At 45.2% G+C, this 11524-nt stretch carries 9 protein-coding genes; 4 read left to right on the top strand and 5 right to left on the bottom strand.

Going from position 1 to position 11524, the window contains the following annotated elements:
- Positions 1-57 precede the first annotated feature (57 nt).
- The 5 genes from E5329_RS03050 to E5329_RS03030 all read right to left on the bottom strand — a co-directional run bounded on the left by E5329_RS03050 (position 58) and on the right by E5329_RS03030 (position 6161).
- Positions 58-1377, bottom strand: a complete 1320-nt coding sequence (locus E5329_RS03050; protein ID WP_135988112.1) for a glycoside hydrolase family 125 protein — start codon at positions 1375-1377, stop codon at positions 58-60.
- Positions 1378-1396: 19 nt separating this feature from the next.
- Positions 1397-2215, bottom strand: coding sequence for a carbohydrate ABC transporter permease (locus E5329_RS03045; RefSeq protein ID WP_330571917.1), 819 nt, complete (start codon positions 2213-2215; stop codon positions 1397-1399).
- Positions 2212-3081, bottom strand: coding sequence for a carbohydrate ABC transporter permease (locus E5329_RS03040; protein ID WP_135988111.1), 870 nt, complete (start codon positions 3079-3081; stop codon positions 2212-2214). The genes E5329_RS03045 and E5329_RS03040 overlap by 4 nt, the downstream gene beginning before the upstream one ends.
- Before the next feature lie 199 nt (positions 3082-3280).
- A complete protein-coding gene (locus tag E5329_RS03035; protein WP_135988110.1) occupies positions 3281-4723 on the bottom strand; it encodes an extracellular solute-binding protein in 1443 nt (480 codons plus the stop codon).
- A gap of 343 nt (positions 4724-5066) precedes the next feature.
- Positions 5067-6161, bottom strand: a complete 1095-nt coding sequence (locus tag E5329_RS03030) for a GntR family transcriptional regulator (RefSeq protein ID WP_135988109.1) — start codon at positions 6159-6161, stop codon at positions 5067-5069.
- Positions 6162-6492: 331 nt separating this feature from the next.
- Between E5329_RS03030 and E5329_RS03025 the strand changes: the two genes are divergently transcribed.
- From E5329_RS03025 to panB, 4 genes are all read left to right on the top strand, one after another.
- Positions 6493-7725, top strand: a complete 1233-nt coding sequence (locus E5329_RS03025) for an extracellular solute-binding protein (RefSeq protein ID WP_135988108.1) — start codon at positions 6493-6495, stop codon at positions 7723-7725.
- 40 nt (positions 7726-7765) lie between these two features.
- A complete protein-coding gene (locus E5329_RS03020) occupies positions 7766-9352 on the top strand; it encodes a HAMP domain-containing methyl-accepting chemotaxis protein (RefSeq protein WP_135988106.1) in 1587 nt (528 codons plus the stop codon).
- 345 nt (positions 9353-9697) lie between these two features.
- Complete coding sequence (locus tag E5329_RS03015; protein WP_168356496.1) at positions 9698-10597, top strand: Rossmann-like and DUF2520 domain-containing protein; 900 nt, start codon at positions 9698-9700, stop codon at positions 10595-10597.
- A 56-nt stretch (positions 10598-10653) separates the two neighbouring features.
- The gene (gene panB / locus E5329_RS03010; protein WP_135988173.1) at positions 10654-11481 is read left to right on the top strand and encodes a 3-methyl-2-oxobutanoate hydroxymethyltransferase; all 828 of its coding nucleotides are present in this window, start codon (positions 10654-10656) and stop codon (positions 11479-11481) included.
- Positions 11482-11524 lie beyond the last annotated feature (43 nt).

The raw sequence follows: 11524 nt of genomic DNA, 5'->3' as shown, positions 1-11524 counted from the left end.
TATTCAAGACATTTGGCTCCGGGTATCCATGAAGCATAACCGGAAGCTTATGCAGCGTTAAGTCTGGCGGGAACTGTCCGCCAGGCTGTATCCGCAATAATCCAGAACAAGTTCTGTGAAAATCGCATTTGCCCATGAAAACCATGGCCTGGTAAACTTTGACGGGTCGTTAACGTCAATTCCTTCGTGCATCCAGCCTGTTCCGCCGTCGGTGGCTACCATAGCTTCAAGGATTTTTCTCTTTTCGCTGCGGGAGCGGGAAGTCAGTCCCTGCATCCCCATTGAAATATGCCACACATAGTTTGAGGCTGTGTGGAAACTTCCGATTCCCTCTGCGTATTTTCCGCTATAGTAATAGGGATTTTGCTCACTTAAAATAATCTCCCGGGTATTTTTGTAATATTCATTGTCCGCATCACAATAACCAAAATGAGGCATGGATAAAAGGCTGGGCAGATTCGCGTCGTCCATAATCAGATATTGCCCGTAGCCGTCTACCTCATATGCATAAAATGGTTTGAAAAAACGTTTTCCGTCTGGTCTTACGATAGCTGCTTGTTCAATTGCGGCCCGAAGTTCCTGGGAAAAAATTTTCGTCTCAGCGGCAAACTCATCTTCCTGATAGACTTGGGAGGCAATTTCAGATAAATAGTCCAGGATGACAGCCGCGAACATATTTGACGGAATCAGATAGCCGTAAACACAGGCGTCGTCGCTGGGGCGGAAGCCGGACCAGATCAGTCCCGTTTCAGGGTTCACCAGAGCCCCTTTTCCGTTTCTGGACAAGGTATCCGCAAATCCGCAGTTGAACCGTTCAAAAGAATAATTTGATTTCTGTTCATGATTCTGCTCTACCCTGAAAACAGAAACAATCAATTTGGCCGCTTTCAGAAAATCAGCGTCAAACGTCGTATTTATTCCGCAATATTTCCAATACAGGTAGGCCAGCTCTATCGGAAAGCAGAGGGAATCTATCTCAAATTTGCGTTCCCATAATTCTGGTTTCATGTCCGTCTTATCATGCTCCCAGCAGTTTCCATTGGCGCATTCATTGAATGCATTGGCGTAAGGATCAATCAGGATAGAGTTTATTTGCCTGCGGATGGCGCCCTCTATCATCCTGGATATGTCCGGGGAGTCTTTTGCCACAAACAAATAGGGCTTCACTTGACAAGCGGAATCGCGAAGCCACATTGCTGGAATATCTCCGGTTATAATGAATGTTGTACCGTCTTCTTTTTGCTGAATCGTGGTGTCGAGGGTGCTTAAAAAGCACCGCTCAAACACATCGCCGATGTCCAGCTTCTCAGCATTCAATTGCCTCCGGATTTTTTCTACAAATTGTTTTACAGACAATAAATCGCTAAGCTGCTGCATATTACAAAATCTCCTTTCACTAGCCTTTGTCCGCTCCTGACATACCGAAACCTTTCGACATCCATTTTTGGGTGATCACGTAAAGGATGACCGATGGCATTGCATAAGCAATGGAATATGCCGCTAATGTGCCATATGCTACCGTGTGCTGCCCGAAAAACTGGTACAGCATGATAGACGCCGGATATTTCTCGCCGGTGGAAAGCAGGATAAAGGGAACAAAGAAATTACCCCATGCGCCGGAAAACGTATAAATTGCAATGGTAAAAATTCCCGGAAGCATCAGGGGCATCACGATTCGGATGATTCCCTTCAGCTTTCCGCTTCCGTCTATCCATGCGGCTTCCTCCAGTGAAAGCGGAACCGCGTCCATAAAGTTTTTCATCATCCAGATTGCATAGGGCATGGATGAGGCCGTCATAAACAAAATAATGCCCAGCCGGTTGTCATACAGATCCACCGTTACGAAAATTTTGAACACCGGAACCATCACCGTTGTGATTGGAAGGGACGTCATAAAAAGCATGCTCAGCATGAATAGTTTCTTATGCTTCATTTCAAATCTGGACAGGGGATAAGCTGCCAGCATTGCAAAAATAACCACAAATATGGATGTTCCCAGAGCCATAAGAAGTCCGTTCCCAAAAGAACGCAGATTTGCGGCGTTTGTCAGCACTTCCGTATAATTATCCAGCGTCAGATTGGGCGCGCTGACGGCCAGGGTAGCGTTTGAGTCAAAGGAAGCCAATACGACCCAGGTCAGAGGAATTACAAAAACGACTGCCAGGATTGCTAATACAATATACGCAATAATATTATCTCTTTTCTTGTTCATCATTTACCTCCGTCCTTGTTCTGGATCTTAACATAGAAGATACTGAATATCACGCCGATCAAAAGTATCAGCATGGAAATGGCGGTTCCATAGCCCAGCTCGTAGTTTTTGAATGCACGGATATACATGAAAACTGGAAGTGTCTGCACCGTTGTGCTGGTCATTGTATATACCATACCGAAAGTTCCAAGCGTTGACAGGGTAATCAGCATGGTATTGGTCATAATGGTGTCTTTGATGATGGGAATGGTAATGTAAAACAGGTTTTGGAGCCTGTTTGCTCCGTCAATCATTGCAGATTCCGCCACCTCGCCGGATACATTATCCAGCGCTGATTGGTAGACCATCATGGAAAATGCGGTTCCATGCCAGATGTTTGCCAGAACTACCGAAAGCAGCGGGTACCGGAACAGCCAGGAAACCATTGGTAACCCGCCGGAAGTAAGAAGCAGATTGAGGGTTCCTTTGTCAGTAAAAAATGTATATGCGCAAATTGCAGCCACTGTCTCCGGCATAACCCATGCAGCCAGTACAACGGCTCCCACGATCCGGCGGAAGATTCTATTTTTTTCTCTCATCAGATACGCAATGACAAATCCCAATATGGTCTGTCCTGCCACAGAGCCGATCAGGAAAATGATAGTCGTTACAACACTCGTCTTAACAGCGGAATCTGACAACATTCTTTTATAATTCGCAATTCCTACAAACTCCTGGGAGCTGGCTGCGGAACCAGTCAGCGCCAGGTTCGTAAAGGAATAGTAGATGGTCAGAATAATCGGCCAGACGAAAAACAACAGCATGAGCAGGACTGCCGGAACCAGGTAGATATATTTACCCAAAAAATTTTTTTTCTTATATACTTCCATTCTTACCTCCATATTCTAATAGGAGCGTCTCTAAAACCAGAAACATATGTTCCATGGCATTGGGGACTGCTCAATGAAAAGGAAAAGCCATCCGGCAATCATCCTGAAATCAGACAATGCGGACGGCTTTTCCATTCATTACAGCCTTCCATACAGGAGCGGCGTTATCCGATATGTATCACTTGGCGAAGTTAGCGGTTTATTGGATAAGATCTTCGCCAAGTGCCGTTGCAGCGCCTGTTTTGAAGTCTGATAATGCTGTTTCGGTGTCTGTATTGTTTCTTACAACAGTGTCAACCATTTCATAAAGATAGGAAGAAACCTTGGAGTAATTCTCATCATGAGGACGGAAGAAAGCGTTTTCAGACATGGCAGTTGCCTCGTTGATGTACATTCTGCTGCTGTATGCGTCATAGCTCATCATGTCGTTTCTGGTGGCAAGGTTTCCGGTTCCTTCAATATAGATGATATAATTGTCTGTTTTCATCATTTCGGTGATGAATTCAAAGGAAAGGTCTTTCTGGTCAGAGTTATTGGCGATTGCCCAGCTCCAGCCGCCGGACATTGTTACATAGCCGCCTTTTTCCTGAGTGGGCATCTGTGCAAATCCAAGGGCGTCAGACAATGTGTCGTCTGTATAGCCTGCCATCGGATAGCCGGAATCCTGAAGATAATCATTGAAGCCCCAGCTTCCGTTCAGGTACATGCCCAGCTTTGCAGTAGACATATACTGGTTTGCATAGGTATAATCACTTGGGTCAAGTATTTCAGAAAGAGTTCCAAGGTATCCTTCGTCAAGGCATGTCTTGATGAATTCCAGAGAATCTTTCACGCCATCGCTGCTCAGGTTGTAAACTCCTGTAGCGTCGTCGCATAACGAATCGCCTGTTCCGGCTAGCAGCATCTGGAAGGTGTTCATGCTGGTTGCTTCAGCCTCGCCGCTGTTGCATGCAAACCAGATAGGAACTACGTCATCTTCACACTTTTCTTTGATTGCAGCGCATGCGTCCAGAATATCCTGCCAGCTTTCAGGCTGCCATTCCCTGCCAAGGCCGGCAGCTTCAAATACATCTTTGTTATACCACAGTCCGCGCACATCCGTGCTGATGGGAACGGCGTAGGTGTTTCCGTCAGTGCCGGAGGTGGCTTCTTTTAATGCGTCAATAATTGCGGAGTTCCAGTCATCCCAGCCCGCTACCTGATCTGAGATATTTGATACATAGCCAGCCGCTACATCTGTGTTCAACTGGAAAGTATCCTCAAGGAACAGATCCGGACAGGTGGAATCATCCTGTACAAGGGTCTGTATTTTTGTCACATAATCGCTGTCTGTTGCTACCAGCGCCTGGATGTCAAGCGTTATCTCATCTTTCTTATCCCAGTTCTCATAGGTCTGTTGGATCCACTGGTAAACAGGGCTGCTGTCTCCATTGTCGTTGGAGTCATTATAGACAATGGTAAGTGTCTGTCCATCCCCTGAATCAGCTTCATTCCCTGCAGAACCGCCCTCATCGCCTGCGGAATTCTCCTCATTCCCTGTGGAATTGGAGTTGGTAGGGGAATCTGAATTGCTGCCGCAGCCTGTCAACAAAGTTGCTGCCATTACGGACGCCACTAACACAGAAACAATTTTTCTTTTCATAGTTTTTCCTCTTTTCTTATTTTATTTTTTATTTCAGACGGCACAGGTCAGCGTATCCGCTTTATAATCTGCCGTCATAGAAATCCTTCTGACCGCATCAAGCATTATGTCTGGTTGAAATAATATATCATTATATCTTTTTGGCGAAATGCTTTGTGATGTTATGGCAAATATATCATTATTGGGCAAAATTGTCAATAGAAAAAGCTGACTCATAGGAAGTTTCGTAATTATGCCTATAAGTCAGCGTTTTTTTTATATCATTTACACATATCATTTACATATCAACTTGTGTAAGGTTTGTTCTATTTGTACTATTTTATCTCTTGAGATTTATGTATTATTACATCATGATATTATATGGAATGTTTATAACATCTTCCACGGCTTCTCCTTCCATTACAGCGCATAGTGCCTGTACCGCCTGTATTCCCATGGAATTTTCGTTTTGCTTAACATAGACGAAATCATATTCGTCCATATAAGCTTCGGACAGACAATCGAAAACGGCAATTTCTTTTTTTAGATTCATGGATTTCAGCGCTCTGCCAAAGAGAGCGCCCATTTGGAATTCTACAATGAGAAAAGCAGTGCAGTCTGCGTTTTTTTGGATTACCTTCATAATCTCTGAAGGATCAAAGTGGATTTTTTCCCGTACCGTGTCTTCTGACGCCGGATCGTAACATTTTATCTCATCAATCACCCCATTCACATCTTCATGCTCCATAATGCCATCCACAAAACCATTGTGGCGTTCATTAATTGTGGATGTATTGCTGAAAGAATGGGATACAAAACATATTTTCTTATGTCCTCGTGAGATCAAGATCTGTGTCAGCTTTTTTGAGGCTGAATAATTATCTGTTTTTACGCAGGGAATTGGAATGCCTTTCATCTGTCTGTCGATCAGAACCATTGGAAATTTATCCACAACAAGCTGAAGAATCATGCTGTTGTAGACTTCTCCCTGGGCGCACATTAAAATTAATCCTTGTGCTCCAAGCAAAAGGGCTCTTCGGATGGCTTCGTTTTCTTCTTCAATATTGCCATAGGAACACCGAAATAACATGTCATATCCTTTCTTCCGGCATTCTAACTCGATGCTGCGCAGCAGCCCGCTTCCAAAATCGCTGCCGAATGTATCAAAAACTATGCCAATCAGCGGCCTTTTCAGTATCGTTTCTTCTTTCGAAAAGACATTCCGGGTAAAAGCGTCACTTTGGTTTCCGGTGACAAAGGAACCTTTTCCCCTGCTGCGGGTAATATACTGATTTTCTGCCAGCATATCAAGCGCCCGCTTGCTGGTAATGCGGCTTACGCCGTATTCTTCCGATAATTCTTTCTCAGACGGAAGTTTATCTCCCGGGGCAAATACGCCGCGCCGGATCTTATTCAGTAAATCCGAATATATTTGCTCATACATAATTGTCTTTCCCATGATTTTTCCTCAATTCCTGGCATATTGTGAAATATCTTTCGTTTCATTTTATACTCGGGAGCGTATTTCTTTGTCCAGTGATTTGCTGCTCTTTGGAAAAGAGCGGGAACCTGCCGGCAAATTTTTGGCTCACGGGTATAGCAATAACAGTTTAGCACAAATCTGAGTGTACAACAAGAATTTAAAGGATGCAAAAATGACGAATTTATGTTACAAATTAAAATAATACTGTCATTTGGCGTATGGAAGCAGCAGCTCTTATGATTGCAAATATCCCCTGGCAATGATATAATAACCGTAGAAAAAACGGGAACATGAAGGATGGGAATCTATGAGAAAAAGAATATGCGGATTGCTTCTGTGCATGCTGTGCACCGCAGTCCTTACGGGATGTGAGAAGGAAAAGGAAACCGATTCGGAGGCTGCAGAAAATCCAACGGTGGAGCTGGTTGTCTGGGGAGCTGAGGAAGATACGGAACTGATGAATCAGATTATTCAGAGTTTTCAGACAAAGTATCAGGGAGAGGCAGAGTTTCAGATTTCATTTCAGGTGCAGGGAGAATCCCAGTGTAAAGACGCGTTGATCGGAGGACTGGAGGATGGCGCGGATGTTTTTACGTTTGCAGATGATCAGTTAAACGCCCTGGCAGCCGCCGGAGCATTGGACCCGATTGAAAATGCAGAGGAGATCATAGGCAGAAATCTTTCCAGTGCAGTAGAAGCAGCCACAATAAACGAACGTCTGTATGCATATCCATTAACAGCAGATAATGGATATTTCTTATTCTATAACAAGCAATATATTACAGAGGAACAGGCAAAGACGCTGGACGGAATCTTAGAAGCCGCGGCTGAAGAGGGCAAATTATTTACCATGGACTGGACTTCGGCCTGGTATGTATATTCTTTCTTTGGGAATACAGGGCTTCAGGTGGGGCTTAACGACGATGGGATCACCAACTACTGCACATGGAATCAGACAGGCGGGGACATTCAGGGGACAGATGTAGCTCAGGCAATGCTTCGGATTGCTGCAAACCCGGGCTTTGCCAGCCGTACAGACGAAGAATTTCTTAACGGAGTAAAGGACGGTTCCGTAATTGCAGGGGTCAGCGGCGTATGGAACGCTGTCGCAATTAAGGAGGCCTGGGGAGAGAATGCCGGAGCCGCTAAGCTGCCCACATACAGCTGCAAGGACAGCCAGGTGCAGATGGCTTCTTTTTCCGGATGTAAGCTGATTGGCGTAAACGCTTATTCCGAATATCCCGAATGGGCGTCCAGGCTTGCCGAATGGATTACTAATGAAGAGAACCAGAGGCTCCGATTTGAAATGCGCGAGCAGGGTCCTTCAAACATTGCGGTGGCGGATTCCGCAGAGATTCAGCAATCCCCGGCGATAGCCGCTCTTTTAGAGCAATCTGAATTTTCTCAGCTTCAGCGAGTAGGGGGAAAGTTTTGGGATCCGGTTTCAAAATTTGCGGCAAATATGGCGGCGGGAAATCCTTCCGGCCAAGATTTACAGGAGCAGTTAGATGAAATGGCAGAAGGCATTTCTGCAAGATAGATGGATACATACATACTTTGAAAGGATTTGTTAATGTAAGATGAAGAAGAAACTCACCATACAACAACGTCTGATACTTCCGATTATCCTTCTGGGAGCTGTGGCATTGATTTCAAATGTCCTGTCGGTTTTCAGTATCAACAATGTAAACGCCAATGCTTCGAAAATTGTAGATAATTATATGGTAGGTTCGGAAACGCTGCAGAACATCCGGCATACCACCACAAATATCCATAAGATGGCGCTGTCCCATATTGTAGCAACGGACTATAATACTATGGTTGAAGTTGTGGCGCAAATCAAAGAAGAAGAGAAAACATTGGAAGCGTATTTAAAAGATTATAAGAGTTATGTCACGCAAGAGGAAGAAGCCATCTATGGGCAGCTGCTGGAACATTATGATTCTTTTAAGCATGCTCTGGTCTATCTTGTATGTGCAAGCGCAGACAGCAAGACAGAGGATGCTTATGATTATGCCAATGGTGACGTTGCCCGATTTGGAACTGCCATAGCGGACAATACCGATGAGCTGTATGCGGCGGTAAGTGCAAGGACGGCCAGCGCAAGACAGAAGCTTTCGTTTGTTTACATCATTTCACTGATTATCGCTGCCGCATCTATTGCAGCATGCCTGGCATTAGTGCTTGCGGCTATTCGGATCATCAAAAAATATGTGATAAGGCCAATTAAGGGTACGGTGGATACGCTTCAGGAAAGTTCGCAGAAGCTTGATGAGGTAACAGGGGAGGTGCTGAAACACACCCAAACATCGGGAAAAAGCGTCAGCGGTCTTTCCTCTCTCGCAGGTTCCCTGTCTATGGCAATCCAGAAGGTGGCAAAAAATGCAGCGATTATTAACAGCAGTGCAGCAGACATCAAAGGGGACGTCCATGACATGGCAAAAGAATGCAGCGCCATCACGGATTATTCCTCTGGAATGAAAATGCGGGCAAATGAGATGGAGGAAGCGGCGCAGACAAATACAGAGGTCATTCAGAAGAAGGCGTCTGATATCCTGGAAGTGCTGGAAGAAGCAATTGAAAACAGTAAGAGTGTGGATCAGGTAAACAAGCTGACAAAAGATATTCTGTCCATCTCATCCTCCACCAATTTGATTGCCCTTAATGCGTCAATGGAAGCGATGCGCGCCGGCGAGGCTGGCAAAGGCTTTGCTGTCGTTGCGTCAGAGATTCAATCCTTGGCAAGCTCCTGCAGTGAAACCGCAGGACACATCCAGGAGGTCAATCAGATCGTTACAAACGCAGTACATAACCTGTCAAAGCATTCCCAGGATCTGGCAGACTATCTGAGTGAGACTATTTTGGCGGAATTCCAGGAGTTTGTCCGTTCCGGAAAGCAATACAAAGAAGACGCCGATTATGTAAAGGAAATGATCGACGCATTTAACAGCAGAACCGATCGGCTGAGAAATTCCATGATTGAGATAGCTGATTCTATGGAAAGCATTACAAAAGCCATTGATGACGGCGCCTCTGGAATTACCGGGGTTGCAGACAGCACGAAGAGCCTGGTTGGAGATATGGCGGACATTACGGGCCGCATGGATACAAACCGGGAGATTGTAGAGGAGCTGAAAAAACAGATGGAAGTGTTTGCGGATTTTTAAGAAGAAAGGATAGGAAACATAGCGAATGCAGCGCTTGTTACAATCCAATCTTTTGCCGTGCAGATGGAAATTATTCTGCGTAAAATTCTGCAGGATTTAACTGCCGGAGTAATAAAGTGCGCAAAATTCATTTGTGCACTTTATTTTATACAACTCAATCTTTCGTTTCCTATTGTAAAAATCCCCTATCTGTGTTAATTTAATGACGAACGGTATTCCAACAGAAACTGTATCATTTTGATGACTGCCCATGTGCCTGGCAGCAGGCTCATGGTCTAAGACAGACCGCCTTTCCATTAACAGTAAAACGGTCGGGAAATCATTTCCCGGGAAATGGAGGCTGATATGAAGATAGGAATCATAGGCGCTGGAAAGGTAGGAACTACCCTGGCAAAATATGTGAAGGATCACGGCGCATGTGTTACAGGCTTTTACAACAGAACCGAAAGCAGCGGAAGGGAGTCTGCAGAATTTACGGGCACAGAATATTTTACCACACTGGATTCACTGATGAAAGTAAGCGATACCCTTTTTATTACTACCACAGACAAAGAGATCGAGAAGGTATGGGATTGCATTGCAAAGAAAAATGTGAAAGGAAAAGTCATCTGCCACTTTAGTGGTTCTTTATCAAGTGATATATTTTCAAATTGGGAGGAGACAGGCGCATACGTCTGCTCTGTCCATCCGATATACGCGTTCAGCAACAAATTCACAGCTTATCAAAATTTAACAGGTGCAGCCTTTGCGGTAGAAGGCCATCGGACAGCATTGACAAGGATGCAGGAACTTTTTCGGCTGCTGCCAAATCGGATCGTGGAGATTTCCACTTCGGAAAAAGTGAAATACCATGCCGCCACAAGCATTGCCAGCAATCATGTAGTAGGTCTGATTTCCATGGCAGTGGAGCTTATGCAAGAAGCCGAAATTCCGGAAGCATCCGCTTATGAACTGCTGAAGCCTCTGGTGGAGAACAATGTGAAATCCATCTTTGAAAAGGAAACGCAGGAAGGGAATGCAAGCGGTACCGAACAGACAGCAGAATACCGCGGATGCGCACAGGCGCTGACCGGGCCCATAGAGCGCAATGATACAGAGACTGTCCGAAAACATTTGAAGCATTTGGACAGGCGCCAGTGGGAATTGGCTTACCGGGCAGTAGGGACTGCAGTGACGGAGCTTGCAGAGAAAAAGCATCCAGAGCGCAGTTATGAGACCATGAAAAAAATATTAGGGCATGAGTGAAACTGCAGGCAGCAGGATTTTACAATATGTACCGGAAAGCAAGTGAGGAAAGAACCATGAAAAACACAGTTGTAACAATACGTGAAGCCAAGGAACGGGGAGAAAAGGTAACAATGCTTACCGCCTATGACTATTCCATGGCAAAATTAATTGACGAAGCAGGCATCAATATGATTCTGGTGGGAGATTCTCTGGGCATGGTAATGCTGGGCTATGAAGATACCCTGTCCGTGACTATGGAGGATATGATACATCACACCAGCGCAGTGGCGAGAGGGGTCAAAAATGCATTGGTTGTGGCGGATATGCCCTTTATGTCTTATCAAACTTCTGTGTATGACGCAGTTTTAAACGCCGGCCGGCTGATGAAGGAAGGCCGGGCACAGGCCGTGAAATTAGAAGGAGGCCGGGAATTTGCAGACCATATCAGGGCCATTACAGCTGCCTCTATCCCGGTGGTTGCCCATCTGGGGCTGACGCCTCAGTCTTTAAACGCCTTCGGCGGTTTTAAGGTGCAGGGCAAATCAGAAGCGGCGGCAAGGAAGCTTTTGGAAGACGCCCAGATTGTGGAAGAAGCCGGAGCAGTGGCAATAGTTTTAGAATGTGTGCCGGCAAAGCTGGCCAAACTGGTGACCGAGAAGCTTCATATTCCCACCATTGGAATCGGCGCAGGCGCAGATTGTGACGGACAGGTGTTGGTATATCAGGATATGCTGTCTATGTTTGGCGATTTTAAGCCAAAATTCGTCAAACGTTTCGGTGAAGTGGGCGCAGCAATGAAAGAAGCATTCCAAAACTATAGCGAAGAAGTGAAAGCCGGGACATTCCCGGCGCCGGAACATACCTTTAAAATAGATGATGATGTAATAGAAAAATTGTATTAACAATGATAAATATTTCATAAAAACAATGGAAACAGAAGGGCAA

Source organism: Petralouisia muris (genome assembly GCF_004793545.1).
Lineage (GTDB): Bacteria > Bacillota > Clostridia > Lachnospirales > Lachnospiraceae > Petralouisia > Petralouisia muris.
The sequence above is the reverse complement of the archived record's forward strand: the minus strand, read 5'-3'. Positions and strand labels throughout refer to the sequence as shown.

Excerpts from the sequence above, each read along its gene's own strand:
- E5329_RS03020 (WP_135988106.1), top strand. The coding sequence starts at position 7,766 with ATGAAGAAGAAACTCACCATACAACAACGTCTGATACTTCCGATTATC.
- E5329_RS03050 (WP_135988112.1), bottom strand. The coding sequence starts at position 1,377 with ATGCAGCAGCTTAGCGATTTATTGTCTGTAAAACAATTTGTAGAAAAA.
- panB (WP_135988173.1), top strand. The coding sequence starts at position 10,654 with ATGAAAAACACAGTTGTAACAATACGTGAAGCCAAGGAACGGGGAGAA.
- E5329_RS03030 (WP_135988109.1), bottom strand. The coding sequence starts at position 6,161 with ATGGGAAAGACAATTATGTATGAGCAAATATATTCGGATTTACTGAAT.
- E5329_RS03045 (WP_330571917.1), bottom strand. The coding sequence starts at position 2,215 with ATGATGAACAAGAAAAGAGATAATATTATTGCGTATATTGTATTAGCA.
- E5329_RS03040 (WP_135988111.1), bottom strand. The coding sequence starts at position 3,081 with ATGGAAGTATATAAGAAAAAAAATTTTTTGGGTAAATATATCTACCTG.
- E5329_RS03015 (WP_168356496.1), top strand. The coding sequence starts at position 9,698 with ATGAAGATAGGAATCATAGGCGCTGGAAAGGTAGGAACTACCCTGGCA.
- E5329_RS03035 (WP_135988110.1), bottom strand. The coding sequence starts at position 4,723 with ATGAAAAGAAAAATTGTTTCTGTGTTAGTGGCGTCCGTAATGGCAGCA.
- E5329_RS03025 (WP_135988108.1), top strand. The coding sequence starts at position 6,493 with ATGAGAAAAAGAATATGCGGATTGCTTCTGTGCATGCTGTGCACCGCA.